Annotated in this window: 10 protein-coding genes; 6 read left to right on the top strand and 4 right to left on the bottom strand. The window is 61.5% G+C overall.

Going from position 1 to position 16,749, the window contains the following annotated elements; all coding sequences use genetic code 11:
* Nucleotides 1–166: 166 nt before the first annotated feature.
* Nucleotides 167–727, bottom strand: a complete 561-nt coding sequence (locus P5540_11695; GenBank protein HRT65478.1) for a hypothetical protein — start codon at nt 725–727, stop codon at nt 167–169.
* Between the two features lie 393 nt (nt 728–1,120).
* On the opposite strand from P5540_11695, the gene P5540_11690 reads away from it, so the two are divergent.
* Nucleotides 1,121–3,037 (top strand): cation-translocating P-type ATPase, encoded by a 1,917-nt coding sequence (locus P5540_11690; GenBank protein ID HRT65477.1) that lies wholly within the window; start codon nt 1,121–1,123, stop codon nt 3,035–3,037.
* A 34-nt stretch (nt 3,038–3,071) separates the two neighbouring features.
* Here the strand turns inward: P5540_11690 and P5540_11685 are convergent, their stop codons facing one another.
* The 3 genes from P5540_11685 to P5540_11675 are packed head-to-tail and all read right to left on the bottom strand — an operon-like array spanning nt 3,072 to nt 7,564.
* Nucleotides 3,072–4,205, bottom strand: coding sequence for a formylglycine-generating enzyme family protein (locus P5540_11685; GenBank protein ID HRT65476.1), 1,134 nt, complete (start codon nt 4,203–4,205; stop codon nt 3,072–3,074).
* A gap of 9 nt (nt 4,206–4,214) precedes the next feature.
* Nucleotides 4,215–6,779: a serine/threonine-protein kinase gene (locus tag P5540_11680; GenBank protein HRT65475.1), complete on the bottom strand. Its 2,565-nt coding sequence runs from the start codon at nt 6,777–6,779 to the stop codon at nt 4,215–4,217.
* Nucleotides 6,779–7,564 (bottom strand): protein phosphatase 2C domain-containing protein, encoded by a 786-nt coding sequence (locus P5540_11675; GenBank protein ID HRT65474.1) that lies wholly within the window; start codon nt 7,562–7,564, stop codon nt 6,779–6,781. Before P5540_11675 ends, P5540_11680 begins: the two co-directional genes overlap by 1 nt.
* Before the next feature lie 196 nt (nt 7,565–7,760).
* Between P5540_11675 and P5540_11670 the strand changes: the two genes are divergently transcribed.
* The 5 genes from P5540_11670 to P5540_11650 all read left to right on the top strand — a co-directional run bounded on the left by P5540_11670 (nt 7,761) and on the right by P5540_11650 (nt 16,723).
* Nucleotides 7,761–8,912, top strand: coding sequence for an acyl-CoA dehydrogenase family protein (locus P5540_11670; protein HRT65473.1), 1,152 nt, complete (start codon nt 7,761–7,763; stop codon nt 8,910–8,912).
* Nucleotides 8,913–9,546: 634 nt separating this feature from the next.
* Nucleotides 9,547–13,578: a M4 family metallopeptidase gene (locus tag P5540_11665; protein HRT65472.1), complete on the top strand. Its 4,032-nt coding sequence runs from the start codon at nt 9,547–9,549 to the stop codon at nt 13,576–13,578.
* An 86-nt stretch (nt 13,579–13,664) separates the two neighbouring features.
* Nucleotides 13,665–14,138, top strand: coding sequence for a hypothetical protein (locus P5540_11660; GenBank protein HRT65471.1), 474 nt, complete (start codon nt 13,665–13,667; stop codon nt 14,136–14,138).
* Nucleotides 14,139–14,180: 42 nt separating this feature from the next.
* On the top strand, nt 14,181–15,071 hold the full coding sequence (locus P5540_11655) for a hypothetical protein (protein HRT65470.1): 891 nt from the start codon (nt 14,181–14,183) through the stop codon (nt 15,069–15,071).
* 8 nt (nt 15,072–15,079) lie between these two features.
* Nucleotides 15,080–16,723, top strand: a complete 1,644-nt coding sequence (locus tag P5540_11650) for an immunoglobulin domain-containing protein (GenBank protein HRT65469.1) — start codon at nt 15,080–15,082, stop codon at nt 16,721–16,723.
* Nucleotides 16,724–16,749: the final 26 nt, after the last annotated feature.

Here is a 16,749-nt window from a genome sequence, read left to right as displayed (position 1 = left end):
GACATATCGGCATATAGGTACAAATGCGGGATTGGGGGACAGGGGCCACGAAAAAAGGAACTCCCACTCCCTGTAAGCCGCCGAAAACCGCGAAGGAATCCAGTAACCGGGCGAGCGTTTCGGAAAAATCTTCCGGGGCCGGCAAGGCAGGTGGAAGGGTCTGAAACTACAGGGACAGTTTTCCGCGAAGTTCCTCGAAACGGGCATCCAGTTCCCGAATCTGCTTCTCGGCTTCTTCCAGTTCCCTGCGTTTTTTCCGGTTTTCAGTCATCTGTTCGAGAATCTGGACGACATCCACCCGGCTTGCTTTCGATGCGGTCGCTTTTCGTGGAATGGATACCGCCGCTTTTCCCGCCACGCCGAATTTCTTCCGCCAGTACCGGTAGGTAAACGGATTGACCCCAAGATCCGCAAGGGCTTGGGCAATCGTTTTTCCGGCGGTGCGCAACGCCTCGATCTCCTCCATGACCTGGAGAACTTCCCCGGGGGATTTGCGGCGTTTCTGGACGGCGCTTTTCGCGGGCTTGCCCGGCGCCTGCTTGCCGTATTTCTTGGTCCAGGACAGGAAGGTGTTGTAATGGACGCCCACCTGTTCCAGCGCCTTGGCCAGCGACAAGCCACCGGCGCGGGCAGCCGCCACCTCGTCCATGATCTTTAGGATGGCGTCCATGCCGCGGCGAACCGGCTTGGATTTGGCGGTCTTCGTTTTTGCTGATTTCTTCGGCATCAAATAGTTTCTCCCATGTTGTTGTCAGCTTTATTATTATCACCGTAACAAACCACACTATGCAAATTTTGGGATGTGCGTTGCAGGGAAGATGTCATGGTATTACCGCCATGGGTGTGCAGTTGTGTAGAAAAAAAGTGGGGACATGTTGGGGGACTATGTAGATTGGGACCTTTTTCCATTATCCCCTTCAACTGCCATAAAAACATTTGGAACCACGAAGGCACAATGATACGAAGAGTTATGTCTTCTCGGTACAAAAAACGTAGTAAACCCTTGCTGCCCGAAATGATTTGATAACAGGGCGTTTTACCCTTGTCGAATGTGTGTTGCCTCCCTGCCTGAAATCCGGTATCGTGTGGCAATGGACAACAAACCGCCGGGAGTAGATGGATGATTGGCCGATTCGCCTACCGGGGCGTGTACCGGGAGTTGCTGGTGTCGCGTGATTTTGCACGCGTTGCCTGCGCGGGCGGGTTGGCTCTGGCCAGCGCGGCATGGGACCGCGCGCAGGGCGCCCCGACGGATGCCGGGCTTGCGTTGGCCTGGATCAGCGTGGCCCTGAACGGGCTGCCGATTGTGTGGGGGGCCGTGCGCGGCGTCTTGCGCGGAGAGGTCAACGTGGACGAACTGGTCAGTCTCGCGATCGTGGCGAGCCTGATCGAAGGCGAGGTGTTGACTGCGGCGGTCGTGAGTTTTGTGATGGTCTTCGGTTCGCTGGTCGAAGCGGCGACGAGCGATTCCGCCCGAAAAGCCATCGAATCGCTCATGTCCATCGCGCCCGAAACCGCCGTCCGAATAACGGATGGATCGCTGGAGACGGTTCGCATTGACGCGATCCGTCCGGGCGACCGGTTGCTGGTCAAGCCCGGCGAACGCATCCCCGTGGACGCGGCCATTCAAGCCGGCGTAACGGCCGTTGATGAATCCTCGATGACCGGCGAACCGATTCCAAAGGAGAAAGCGCCCGGCGACGAGGTATATGCCGGCACGCTGAACCATAACGGCGTAATCGAAATCGTGGCGCGGCGCGTCGGCGAAGACTCGACGCTGGGAAAGGTCATCAAACTCGTCGCCGAAGCCGAGGCGCACCGTCCGCGCAGCCTCACGCTGATTGAACGTTACGCGCGCTGGTTCACGCCGGCCATCCTGGCCTGCGCGGCACTGGCGTGGATGCTTACCGGCGAGGCCCAACGCGCGATAACCGTGCTCATCGTCGGGTGTCCGTGCGCGTTGATCCTCGCTGCGCCGACCGCCATAGTCGCCGCAATGGGCCGGGCCGCGCGCGCGGGCGTTCTTGTGCGGGGTGGCCAATATCTCGAAGAAGCCGGCCGGACCGATGCCGTGCTTTTCGACAAAACCGGAACATTGACGGAAGGCAAACCCCGCGTTGCGGAGATCGTCGCGGCGGACGGCGTCGAGCCGGACACAGTGCTTGCGTGCGCGGCCAGCGTCGAGCAGGGCAGCACGCATCCGCTGGCCCGCGCCGTCCTGAAGGCGGCGCATTATGCCCGGATCGCCGTGCTCCATGCGGAGGCCATGGCCACGGAGATCGGTCTTGGCGTGCGCGCGCTGGTCGAGGGCCGCCAGATTGAAGTCGGCAGCGCTTACCTTTGCGGCGGGACAGCCGGCATTCCCGGCCCGCTGCAAATCCGCCTGCGCCAATGCGAGGAAACCGGCGCCACGCCGCTCATTGTCTTCCGGGATAAACGACCGCTGGGTTTCATCAGCGTCGCGGATCACGTGCGGCCCGCAGCCCGCGGCGCCGTGGAGCGTCTTGCCGGCCTTGGCGTGCGGCGCGTGGGCGTGCTCTCCGGCGATCACGAGACGGCCGCGCGCCAGATCGCCGAGGCTACCGGCGCAAAGGATGTGTGGTGGGGACAGAAACCCGGCGACAAACTCGCCGTCATCCGCCGGCTTCAGGACGAAGGGCATGTTGTCATGTTCGTCGGCGACGGCATCAACGATGCGCCGGCCCTGGCCGCCGCGCATATCGGCGTTGCGATGGGCGCCGCGGGCACGCACGTCGCGCTCGAAACGGCCGACGTCGTCCTTATGCACGACGACATCGCCAAAATTCCCTTTCTCATCCGGCTTGGCCGGCGCATGATCGCCGTTATCAAATGGAATATCGCGTTCGGCCTTGCCTTCAATCTGTTGGCCGTGGCGGCCAGCGGATCGGGATACCTGACGCCCATCTGGGGCGCGATTGTCCACAACATCGGATCCGTGTTCGTCGTGCTCTGCGCGGCAAGCCTCGCCTTCACGGCGGAACCAACGTCGAAGCGAAGCGCCGGCGAAACTGCATAGGGTTCCATCTTGCCGGCGCACATTTTCGTGCTTGTCATGGCTCCTGTTGCCGCGCCGGTTCCCGCGGCGCCGGATCACGTGCCGGGTTGTTGGTGCGCGCAAGGCGGAAGCCGAGGATGGTCCGGTCGGTGAAGTAACCCGGCACAAACACGAACCGGCGCGCGGCGCGGCAATCTTCGGGGGGAGAAAACCAACTGCCGCCGCGCAACACGGGGTGTTGGCCGGTTGGCGGTCCCGCGGGATCGACAACGCGGCGCTCCGGATATTCGCCATAGAAATCCCGGCACCATTCCCAGACGTTGCCGTGCATATCGTACAAACCCCATGGGTTCGGCGCTTTTTCCCCGACGGGATGGACCCGGCCTTCGCTGTTGCGGGCATACCACGCGTGTTCGGCCAGGCAGGCCGAATCGCCGCCGCACGAATACGCGTCCGTTCCGCCCGCGCGGCACGCATATTCCCATTCGGCTTCGGAAGGCAGCCGAAATCCGCCGTCGCGTCCCCGGTTGAGCGCCGCGATGAACGCCTGGCATTCGGTCCACGTCACGCCGGTGATCGGCAAGCGGCCTTCCGTGTCTTCATCGTACGTTTCGGGCGGATTTTTCATGACCGCATGCCATTGCGACCGCGTGACCTCGAACCGGCCCATCCAGAATCCGTGCGAAAGGGTCACCATGTGCGCGGTTTCGTCCGGACGCCGGTCGGGTTCCGTTTCGGGGCTTCCCATGCGAAACTGGCCGGCGGGAATCCATACGAACTCGATGTCCTGAAAGCGCCGGACGTCGCCGGCCTGAAAGGTCTCGTCCGCGCGCTGAATGACGGCGGGCCGGCTGACATGGATGTCCAGCATTGACCATGCGCCGGGAATGGTCAGCACGACGATCCACGGCGCCGCCAACAGGCCGTACCGCAGATAGGGCCGGTTGACCTCGCGTAGTTCCCACACGGCAAGGTGCGTCAGGCCGCCCAGCAAAAAGCCGGCGATTGCCCACGACGCCACCGGCGGAACGAAACCCAGCGCGCCGAAAATGCGATCCGACACGGCCAGAATCACCACCGCGAACCATGCCGGGCCGGGCGCATCAATCCGCGTCAGGATGTAGGCCAGCAGACAAAACGGCCCCAACGCCAGCAGCAGGGTCACGATCCATTGCCTTGCGCGATCCATGACGCCGGGCTACTCCTCTTCCGTTCCGCCGGTCGCTTCGGTCCAATCCGTTTCCTCGCGCGTCGCGCGGTACAACAGCACGATATAGTAACCCACCCCGCCGAACGCCGTCAGCAGAAACAGGGCAAGCGGGATGCAGGCCCAGTAGGGCGCGTCGCCGGGCAGGGGGCCGTAATCGAACCAGTCCATGGTGCGGTAGGCGTACTCCGGCAGGATCCATTGCAACACGAGGCGGAACACGGCGAACAGCGCCGCGACGATTCCGCCGGCCGCCGCGCCGCGCAGGATCATCCGCCCCAGCGGCGCGCTGACCCGGAACTGGACCGGAATTTCGAGACGGCCGCCGTTGGTGTCCACCACGATCTTCTTTCGCTGAACGGACCCGATTGGAAGCCCCTCGCCGGAAAGCACGACGGGAACCGTGACCGGCCCGCCCTCGATTTCCTGCGACAGCATGAGGATATTCGCGCCCCGGCCCTCGTCGAACGGTCCCGACGCGAGTGTGATGGTTCCGGACAAGTGTCCGCGGCCCAGATTCAAAATCGTGATTTCGATGGTTTTGTGTGCCTCGCGCGATATTGTGCCGCCGTCGATCGCATCCACGTCCGCGCCCGGCACGGGCCATGGCAAATCCGGGTCGAGCACGTGCAATATCGCCTCGAGCTTGCGTTCCGCCGAGATGGATGCGTCGTTGGCGATTTCGTCGAACGGCCCCGGCCGGGTCATGCGCCCCGTGCAAACCAGCCACGTCCGCAGCCACCCGTTCGTCAGGATATGCAGACCGCGCTGCCGGGCCGGCGCTTCGCCGCGATCGATGGCCGCGGCCAGTTCCTTCGGCGTCGCGACCGTTCGCATCCCGAAGGGGAACGGCAGTTCCGGACAGAAACGGCACCGGACGGCGAACAATCCCTGTTCCTGATCGTTAGCGTACCGCGCGGTCGCGTCCGCGACAAATTGGATGTCGTCGTTCCGGTCCGGAAACGCCGCGCGGAGCCATTCCTCGAAGTATCCGTTGAACAGGCATTTCGTCAGCGGCTGCCGCGCATCGGGATGTTGCGCGAGCATCGTCTCGATTTCTTCCGGCGCGCGGAGCGAGGCGTGTTTGGTCACGTAAAGGGGACGATCCGGTTTCAACACGTGCAAGAGGGCGAACAGTCCGAGCGAACGGCCCCGCACCCGTGCACGAATCGCCTCGATGCGGCGGGCCAGCCGGCGCGTCTCGTCGTCGTCGCGCAAGGCTTCGATCCAGACCTCGATCCCGCCGCTGTACATCAGGTTTTCAAGTTCGCGACGGTGCGGATGGTTCGTCTTCGACAAGGCGTCCACCAGTTGCCGGACGTTGTAGATTTTGCTCTCGCCGAATTCGAGCGGCAGCGACGGATCGAGCAAATAGCGCAATTGAAACAGGCCCAGTTCGGGCCGGTCGAGAAATTCCTCCTCGAGTCGCGCGATGCGCCGCCCCAGTTCCGTGTCGAAAAACATGGCCCACTGCGACACGTAGCCCCGTTGCAGGTCACGCGCCACGTCGAAATCGTTCAGGCGTTGCGCCATTTCCGCCGGGGTCGTAACATCCGGCAGGCTCCGGTAGGGCACCCGTTTGCCCGCCGCCACCTCTTCACGATCCAGCAGGCCGTCGTCCGTCAGGATGGGCTCGTTGGCCAGCCAGGCCATCACCTGTCCGTAGCCCCACCGCTTTTCCGGCGCGACCCGCAGCAACCCGTTCAACAGGCGCCGGAATTCGGGCGTCGCCGCCGCGGGACGCGGCACGGATCCCCGGAAATGGCAGCCGAGTATCGCGTTCTTGTCCATACCCGCGAACGGCGATTGTCCTTCAAGCAGATGGATCAGCGTTACGCCCAGCGCGTAGTAGTCGGTCTTCGGGCTGACCTCCTTGCCGTCTATGAGTTCCGGCGCGGCATAGTCGAGGGTGAAGAATGCGCCGGTACTCGTCTTGCGCACTTTTTCGTCCTCTTCGAGGATCGAACTGACGCCGAAATCGCCTATCACGACCTCCCGGCGGTTCGGGCGCCGAAACATGAGATTGTTCGGCTTGATGTCGCGGTGGACGATGCCGAGGGCATGGAGATGCTGAAGCCCGCTCACGATGTCTTCGAGAAGGGCGCGCAAGTCCCGCTCGTCGAACGGCATCGCATCGGTCAGGCTTCCCCCCTCGCAATAGTCCATTGCCTCGTAGAATCGCCCCATCCACATTCCGTAGGCGCGCAACGTCACCACGCCGGGCTGATAGATGTTCAGCAAGGTGTCGAGGATGCTTTTTTTGGGCGTCAGTCCCGGACGGTACAGTTTCAGCGCAACCTTTTCGTTCGTGTGTGTGTCCGTGCAGAGATAGATTTCCGCCTCGCCGGTCACGCCGCCCATCGGCCCCGCGTTGACGCGAAACCGGTCGGCGGCCATTTCCCCCTCGCGCAAAGCGGACGACGCCGGCTTGGCCGAAACACTCCCGGCGTCTTCATCGAATCGAGCGGTTGCGCGATCGTCCGGGAGTCGCTCTGTCGCGCGCGGTTCGGGAAACCGCTCCGTCACCCCTTGCAGTCCGTCTTCGGCGTCCGCCATCAAATATCCGCTCCTGCCGTGCCGATTATTATGACGGAGATGTTGTCGTGGCCGCCAGCCTGCAGCGCGGTCTCCATGAGACGCCGCGCACGCGTTTCGGCGGATCCCTCTGCCGCGGCCTCTTCGATCGCGTCGTTTCCGATGAGATCGTGCAATCCATCCGTGCAAACCAGCAGCGCATCGCCGTCGCGCCATTCCGGTCCCGGCGCAACGTGCAGCACAAACGACGGGCTGCCCGCCGAATTCGTGACGGTATGCCGTGCGTCCATGCGCTGCGCTTCATCCGGGGAGAACAACCCCGCTTCGACCGCCCGCTGCGCCACGGTGTCGTCCACCGTGAGTTGCTTGGCAAATCCGTTGCGAATCCGGTACACGCGGCTGTCCCCGGCATGAAACACGAGATAGCCGCCGTCCATCAGACAAACGCCGGCCAGCGTGCAGCCCATGCCGCGGCGATCCGGGAAACGGGCCGCCTCGTCGAGTATGGCGCGATTCGCGTGGATGCCCGCCGCCCGCAAACCGGTTTCTCCACCGTCTGTCTCGCGATAATGCGCCTCGAAGGCGACGAGGCCAATCCGGCTGGCATCGGCGCCTGCCGCCAAGCCGCCAATCCCGTCCGCCGCGGCAAACAACATCCCCGGCGCGCGCAGACGCGGATCGTCCTCTTTGAAGGCCAGCCCCCCGCTTCCGTTGTTCAGAATTTGCCGGTAAAGCAGAATATGGTCCTCGTTCGCGGCGCGTACCTTTCCGCGGTTGCTCAGGCCATACACGTCGAATCGGCGCATTGTAATGGGTCCATTCAATCCCGAATCCGCAGACACGCTGAAAGAAACGGCTCCAGAGCCGCACATCAAAATACACAAAAGACGCGGGGAAAAGCATTATCTTTTTTTGACGGCGATGCCCGAATGTGGTGAAATGGCGTTTTCCGGCGCGGCGGGGCCGTGCGTTTGGCGGAGTGGAACAAGGAAAGGAATCCCCATGGATTTTCGGCTGAGCGACGAGCAAATCGAATTCCAACAGGCCGTGCGCAAATTTGCGCGAAGCGAGATTGCGCCCTTGGCCGCCCTCGTGGACGAGGAAGAACGCTTCCCGCGCGAGTCGTTCGGGAAGATGGCCGATCTCGGCCTGCTCGGCCTGTGTGTGCCGGAGGAATACGGCGGCATGGGACAGTCCCTCCTTACCTTCTGCGTGGTACTGGAAGAAATCGCGTATGCCTGCGGGGCCACCGCGATGAGCTACACCGTGTCGTCGGCCTTGTGCGGACACAACCTGGCCGTCAACGGTTCGGAAGAACAAAAGCGGCGTTTCCTGCCCGACATGGTTTCGGGCAAGAAGATTTTCTCGATTGCCATGACCGAGCCGGGATCGGGTTCGGACGTGCTTTCGATGCAGACCTTCGCGGAACGGCGCGGCGGCGAGTACATTCTGAACGGAAGCAAGACGTTCATCACGAATGCGCCGGTCGCGGACGTGTTCCTTGTCTATGCGCGCACGGATCGCGGCGCGGGACCGCACGGACTCAGCCTGTTTATCGTCGAGAAAGGCACACCGGGGTTCAGCGTCGGGCAACCCTTCAAGAAAATGGGCATGCACGCGTCGCCGACGGCGGAAATCTTTTTCAGCGACTGCCGGGCGCCCGCGGAAAACCTAATCAAGGGTGAAAACCAAGCCCTGAAAATCCTCTTGCACGGCTTGGATTTCGAGCGGATCGCCGGCGCGCCGATGGGTGTCGGCGGCGGGCAGTGCGCGTTGGATCAATGTGTCGCCTACGTGAAGGAACGGCAACAATTCGGACAGCCGTTGATGATGTTCGAAATGATACTCGAAAAACTGGCCAACATGAGCATGGACATCGAAGCGGCCCGATTACTCACATACAAGGCGGCCTGGATGTACGATCAAGGCATCCGGTGCAGCGCCGAGGCGTCGCATGCAAAACTCTTCGCGACCGAGGCCGGCATGCGCGCGGCCGCCGAGGCCGTGCAAATTTTCGGCGGATATGGCTACATGCGCGAATACGGGGTCGAGCGCCTCTTCCGCGACGCCAAAGTGGGATCCATCGTCGCCGGAACCTCGGAAATTCAGCGCCTTATCATTGCCCGCGAGATTATCAAACGATCCATGACCTGACGTGGGCATTGCCCAAAACCCAGTTTCTCTAAGTGCTCGTGCTCGTTATCGTTATCGTTATCGTAATCGCTCTCAAAACCCCGCGATTTTCTCACTCGCTAAATCATGGAACTTCAATTGGTTGCACAAATTGTCCAAAACTTTCTTGTTGTTTTTTTATAGAAACCGGATTTCAAGGCGCTGAAAGATACCGATTCCTTTTCTGATTATAAATATGAAATTTATGAATAATAAGTATTAAAACAAAAGTAAAAAATAAAAATTCTGCAAAACAACTTCTCCAGCTCCTTGACGATTTCCCTCAAGAATACTATAATTGAAATAAACAAGGTTGGCGAGGAAGGAGCGTGTGGATTTGGGCGCTGGAGTTCCGGCGTAAATGAGCGCCCAATCCGTGGGGGGAACTAATTCTTCTTTTGTCAATGTTGAAAAACTTTGAAGCGAGGATTCTTGGCGCTTGTGCCTTGAGTCTCTTCTTCAATGATGCTCCGTTGGGAGTTTTATGCTGCTGCGGGTTGACAGGAAAAGGCGCACCGCAACAACGAGACGCAAAGGGAATGTCCCGTCAGGGTCCCGTGCGGCAGGGTTCCGCGCGTGGATCACGTCGTCCCTTGGTTGTTGGCGCATGTTTCGCATGGCCATAATTCCCGTTTTCCTGGTGGTCCTTTCCATTTACCAGACCCCGGCATGGAGCCAAGCATCGGGCCAAGCATCGGGCAAGATGGCGCAGCGAAATGCCGCCGTGGAAAACCTGATTGGCAGCGTGCAAGGTCTTGGGGCTTCTACCGACGTGAGGGTGAACAAGGCGCCCGGCGAGTATGTGCGCTTCTTGGGCGCGCCTCCCGCTTCCTATTTTCCCCTGCCGATGGCGGCGGGGAAGGCGTTGCCCGAGAAAGCCGAGGCTTTTCTCAAAGAGCATCAACGCATTTTCATGGACGAATCCCCCAACGCGGATTTTCGCGCCACGCGAAGCAAGACGCATGAATCGCGTTCTTATATCCGAGTGCAGCAGTTGTATTCCGGGTTACCCGTCTTTTGCGCGGAAGCGACCGTCCAGTTGAACGAAGCCGGAGAGGTCGTCTGCGCGTTTTCTGATTTCAAGCGCAACACGGAGGAACTCGACAAGGGCGGTGTGAACCTTTCGCCCACCCTGTCGGCGGCGGAAGCGCAAGCGCGAGCCGTTGAACTCGCGCCGCCACCCGCTGCGCCGCCGGGACGCCCCCGCCCCAATCCGGGCGACGCCGACATCCGCGCGCGCGGATGGCTTTCCACGTGGAATCCCAACCTTCAACTTGAGGCCGGCCCCCCCACGCTGGCGATTTTCTCTCCCGACGTGGTGGGAGCGGGCGGCGCGACACGTTTGGTCTGGCGGATGACGGTCAATGCGGTGAACGATCCGTTGGTTTCCGAACTCGTGCTGGTGGACGCCCATACGGGCGACATCGCATTCCATTACCCCTTGGCGCATGCCGCCCTGAACAGGCAAATCTACGATGCCAACAACACGAGCAGCGACCCCGGAACCCTGCTGCGGTCGGAAGGGGGCGCACCGGTTGGGCTCGCGGACGCCAATAATGCCTACGACTATTTTGGCGACACGTACGCGTTCTACAGCGCGGAGCATGGCCGCGACAGCATCAACAATGCCGGCATGGCCTTGAGCGGCACGGTGCGTTACTGTGATCCGGGCGATTCGTGTCCCATGCCCAACGCGTTCTGGAGCGATTCGGCCCAGCGCATGTATTTTGGCCAGGGTTACGCCTCCGCCGATGATGTGGTGGGACATGAATTGACGCATGGCGTCACCAGTTACGAGTCCAACCTCATCTACTTCAATCAGGCCGGCGCGATAAATGAATCCTTGTCCGACATGTGGGGCGAATGGGTGGACTTGACGAACGGGGCCGGCAACGACACCTCAGGCGTGAGGTGGCTCATGGGCGAAGATTTGCCCATCGGGGCGATCCGCGACATGTCGAACCCGCCCGCCTACGGCGATCCGGATCGGATGGGAAGCCCCTTGTTCAGCGCCAATATCGGCGATGTCGGCGGCGTCCATTACAACAGCGGTGTTGGAAACAAACTGTGCTATCTGCTGACGGACGGCGGCACGTTCAACGGCCACACGGTAACGGGCATGGGAATCGGCGCCACGGCGGCCCTGTTGTATGAATGCGCGGCAAACCTGCTGACGAGCGCCTCGGACTATCTGGATCTGTATATTCTTCTTTTGCAGGCCGCCGACAACTTGGGCTATACCCAAGCCGCCAAGAACAACTTGGTTGAAGCCTGCCTGGCCGTCGAGTTGGGCGTCGAACCGGACAAGATGGCCGTCGGTCCGTACGCGGGTACGTGGGTTTTCCCCATGTACACCTTGTACCACGACTCCCGCACGCAATCGATCTATCTGGCCAGTGAAATCGGCCGAAGCGGGAGAATTACGGGGTTGTCCCTGTATGTCACAACCATTCCCGGACAGACAATGAACAACTGGACCATCCGCATCAAGACCACGGCGCTGAGTGCGTTTTCGGCGCCGGCTTCCATGGATGCGACCGGCTGGACAACCTGCTACCAAGCCAACGAGACGATAAGCACGACGGGGCAGCGCAAATTCACCTTCTCGACGCCCTTCCTGTACGACGGCACAAGCAACCTGATGATTGATTTCAGCCACAACAACACGTCCTACACCACACAAGGAATCTGCCTCGTGTTTGTGCCTGGAGGCTACCGGTCGGTCATCGGATATAGCGACAGTACGAACGGCGATCCCTTGAACTGGTCGGGATCGTCGTCACCCACCAAAACCCGCAGCACCGCGGTTCCTTGTATTGCGCTTACATTCAGCCCCGCGTCGGCGACGGTGACGAATGTAACCAGCACCCATGCCGACGGCACATACACGGCCGGTGAAGTGATTGACGTGGACGTCACGTTCTCGACCACGGTCAACGTGACCGGAGCGCCCCGGCTCGAACTGGAAACCGGCGCCACCAACCGCATGGCCTCCTACCTCAGCGGCAACGGCACAAACACGCTCCGATTCCGGTATACGGTTCAATCCGGCGATACCTCGCCCGACCTCGACTACACAAACGGCGGCGCGCTTCAGTTTAACGGAGGAACCATCAAGGATACGACAACATTAACGAGCGCCACGCTTGAGTTGCCGGCGGCCGGCGCCCCGGGGTCGCTCGGCGCCAACAAGGCCATTGTGATTGACACGACGGCGCCGACGGTTTCGAGCGTCACGAGCAGCCTTGCGGACGGGACTTACCCCGCGGGACAAGTCGTTCCCGTACAAATCACTTTCAGCGAACCGGTCACGTACACGGCAGGCACGGGAGTGGCGCAATTGCAGTTGGAGACGGGCGCGACGGACCGCCAGGCTTCCTATGCGGACGGCAGCGGCTCGACCGTGCTCACGTTCAACTACACGGTTCAACCCGGGGACACGTCCGCGGATCTCGAATATTTGGGCACGGGGGCGTTGACGTTGACGGGCACGGCCTCAATCAAGGATGCAGCAGGCAACAACGCGGGGCTGACGCTGCCGGCCTTGGGTTCGGTAAACTCATTGGGTGGGAGCAAGGCCATCGTGATTGACGGCATCGCCCCCACGGTATCGAGCGTAACCAGCACCCTTGCAAACGGATTCTACACAACGGGCCAGCTTGTGCCCATCACGGTCACGTTCAGCAAATCGGTCACGTACACGGCAGGCATGGGGGTGGCGCAATTGCAGTTGGAAACGGGCGCGACGGACCGCCAGGCTCCCTATGCGGACGGCAGCGGCACGACCGTGCTCACGTTCAACTACACGGTCCAAGCCGGGGATGCGTCGTCGGACCTCGAATATCTGAGCACGGATGCGCTGACCTTGACGGGCACGGCCTCAATCAAGGATGCAGCGGGCAACAACGCGGGGCTGACGCTGCCGGCCTTGGGTTCCGTGAATTCGTTGGGCGGAAGCAAGGCGATTGGGATAGACACCACGCCTCCGACCGGCACGGTCGTCATTGACGGCGGCGCCGCCTACACGGTGAATCAAGACGTGACGCTCACGCTGACGCCCGACGACGGCAGCGGTTCCGGGGTCGCCCAGATGCAATTCAGCAATGACGGCTCGTCCTGGAGCGGATGGGAAAACGTCGCGTCCAGCAAGGCATGGACCTTGTCGGCCGGATTCGGCGCCAAGACCGTGTACGTGCAATATAGGGACCAGGCGGGCAACGTATCGGTGGATGTTATCGCCGACACCATTTCCTATGACGATGTGGTCGTCGCCGTCACGGTGTCGCCGGACACCTGGGCCATCGGCGCGCATGCCTTGGCGTACGTCGGCGAATCCGGGCCCTATGTCGTGTCGAATACGGGAAATGTTCCGGAAGACGTGACCATCAAGGCGGGCAACGGGTCGGGCGGCTGGCAATTACAGGCCGCCCCCGGATCCAATGCGTTCTCCGTTGACGTGGACAAGGGCGACGACGGTTCGTATGAAATCGGGCTTACCACGCTCGAACAACTGCTTGCGGAGGCGGTCCCGGTCTCCGGCAACAATACATTTGGACTTCGGTACCGCTCGCCGTCGGGCGACACGTTCGGCGGGGGCGTTGCGCAGGATTTCACCATCACCCTCAAGGTTTCGCGGCATGTGCCATAGAGCGGACAATTGAACAGGTTTTGTATGCAAATGGGAATTGAATGTCGGCCTTTACCTGCGAGTTTTCGCATAGGGAGGAAAGAATCATGAAGAAGACGGTATTGGCATTGGCAACGGCATGTCTCATCGGCGCAATGGGTCATGCCTATGCCGCGGACACGGCGAGCATCACGGTGACCGTGTCGCTGGAATCGGTTATTTCGGTATCGCTGGACCACGGGTCGTGGGCCATCCCGCCGATCGCGCTGGGCGGCAATGCATCGGACACGTGGGTAGCGACCGTGGGCAACACGGCCTGCAAACTCGAAATCGTCGGCACGGACGGTGCGGGCGGATGGACACTCGGCGCGGTGGCCGGCGCGGACCAATTCGCGGTGACGGCCGAGGCGGCGCCGTCGCCCTCCGTGGCATTGAGCAAGACCTATCAGACCTTGGCGGCGAATGTGGCCGCCTATGGGACGAAGTCGTTCACCCTGACATACAACGCCCCGACCAGCGACACGAAAGGCGGTGGCGTGGCCCAAGGCTTCACCGTGACGGTCAAAGCCAGCGCCCCGTAACCGAACAAGGCCCAAGAGTGTTTTTCAAAGGAAGCGACAAGAATGCCGGATAGGAAAAAAGGCGTGACGGGATTGTCTTGCGCTATTGTGCTGGCCGCGCTGCTGGGCCTGGCCGGCCTCGCGGACGCCGCAAGCCTCAAGGTCGCCCCCGGCCGGTTCATCATTCACGATGTAAAACCGGGCGTCGAGTACGATCTTTACAAGGAAACGGGCCTGCGCATCACGATTTACAACGACGACGACGCAAGCCGGATGTGGCGTCTGTCCGTCCATCGCCCGTCGGAACGCGGAAAGTGGGAACGCGGCTACGGCGAAATCCCGGATGCGCGGTGGTGCTGGCTTGACCGGAGCGAGGTTACGGTCGAGCCCAAGGGACGAGCGTACGCGAACGTGTTCCTGAAAATTCCGGACGATCCCAAATACAGTAATCAGCATTGGGTCGCGACGATAGGCGTGGACGGCAAACCGGGCGCGGGCGGCATCGCGCTGGCCGCCGACATCCGCATTCAAATCGAGACGGCAAGCGATGCGGATCCGGCCCAACGGCCGGCGGGATCCCTTGCCGTCGCGCCCAGCATTGTCGCCTTCGAGAATGTCGCGCCCGGAAGCGTCGAAAAAGCGCGGACGGTTTTATTCAACCATGAGTCGCATGCGCGAACCGTGCACGTCGCCCCGTTGTTCGACGACGTGAATGTCGATCCTGCCGTCTATTTGACGCACGGCCACGAACGTTTGCCTGATTCGGCATGGCTGGCCTTTCCCGGCACGGTCGAAATTCCGGCGGGCGGCGAAGCCGTGATGGAAATTACATTGAACGTTCCGAACGACCCGGCGCATTTCGGGAAAAAGTGGGAATCGGTGTTGTTGCTGGAATCCGGCGAAGGACCACTGAATATGGTGCGGGTGCGCGTGGTGACGAAAAAAACGGAGTAGACCATCGAGTGCCGGCGAAAAAGCACATAGGGCTTCATGTTTGGCGTGGCGTCGCCGTATTGATGGCGGCCTGCGCGGCCTGCCTGGCCATGCCCGCATGGGCCGGCGATACGGCCGCCATCGTCGTGTCCGTCGTCTGCGATCCGGCGCCGCCCCAAGGAACGCTTGCGATCGACGGCGGCGCGGCATGGACGACGAGTCTCGACGTCACGCTATCGCCCGATGCGTCCGATCCCATATCCGGCGTAAGCCTGATGCGCTTCAGCAACGACGGCATTACGTGGAGCGACTGGGAACCGTATGCCGCGACGAAATCATGGCTGCTCGCGGGGGGCGCGGACGGTCTTCGCACCGTTTATGCGCAGTACGCGGACGAAGCGGGCAACGCCAACGGCGATCTCGCCATTTCCGCCTCGATTGCCTACGACATCGAACCGCCCCTGGGGGGAATTCTGATCAATGGGGGCGCGCCCTACGCCAACAGCCGCGACGTGACGTTGACGCTCGACGCTTCGGATGCCGGATCGGGCGTGGATCGCATGCGCTTCAGCAATGACGGCGTCACGTGGTCCCCGGAAACATGGGATGCCGCCGCGGCTTATGCCGAAAGCGCCCCGTGGACGCTTGAGGCGGGCGACGGCGCAAAAACCGTATACGTCCAATACAGGGATTACGCGGGCCGTGTATCCGAAGATGCGATTTCGGATGATATCGTCCTCGACACGACGCCGGCGGCGGCTTCGTTCGTGCTGGCCGATCGCACGCCCTCGACGCTGGACCGGGTTGTCTTCGCTGTTACGTTCACCGAGGACGTGTTGCCGGATCTTTCCGCCGTTGACATCTCGCTTGTTCCCGGATCCCTCGCAGGCGATATCGAAGTGACCGGATCGGGCGCCGATTATACGATTGCGGTTACGATGTCCGACGCCGACGCGGACGGCACGGTAGCCGTTGCGATAGCCGGCGCGGGACTGGCCGACGCGGCGGGCAATCCCTTTGCCGGGGCGGTGTCCGCGGCTTACACGATTCACAATTGGCACGGCCTGTCCGTCGAACCGGCCGGCGTGAAATTGTATGCGGGCCAATCGCACACCTTCGCAGTGGACGGCGATTTCGGTCCGATTGTCCCCGTTTTCCAGTGGAAATGGGCGGATCAGGCCAAGGCCGTGCACGATGGGCCGGCGGCCCCATCTTGGCGGATTGAACATGTTGGCCAAGACCACCGCGGCGCCTATTGGTGCGAAATCGTCTACGACGGCGTCCTGCGCGAATCCGCTCGCGCCGTGATGGAAGTCGAAGATCCGCTGCTGATTGTGACGCCCCCGGCGGATGCGTCGTCGTTCGTTGGCAACGCCCATACCTTCCATACCCAAGCGGCGGGCGGGTATCTGCCGTTGTCATACCTCTGGAAAAAAGATGGCGCGGCCATCGCCGGCGCGACGGAACCGTCCTACACGCGGCATTCCTTGGAAACTTCGGATTCGGGCATCTATACCGTCGAAATTGCCGACGCCAACACCGCCGCGTGTTCCGCGTCCGCGGAACTTTCGATTACATGGGGAATGGCCGCGCTGGGTCTCCCCGGCCTGGTAGTCTTGATCGTCGCGATGCTGCTGGCCGCCGCGACGGCATGGAGAAGACGCAGGGCCTAAGCCCGTTCATTTCCCGCCGTGCCGTC

It is taken from the genome of Candidatus Hydrogenedentota bacterium, from assembly GCA_035450225.1.
Lineage (GTDB): Bacteria > Hydrogenedentota > Hydrogenedentia > Hydrogenedentales > SLHB01 > DSVR01.
The sequence above is the reverse complement of the archived record's forward strand: the minus strand, read 5'-3'. Positions and strand labels throughout refer to the sequence as shown.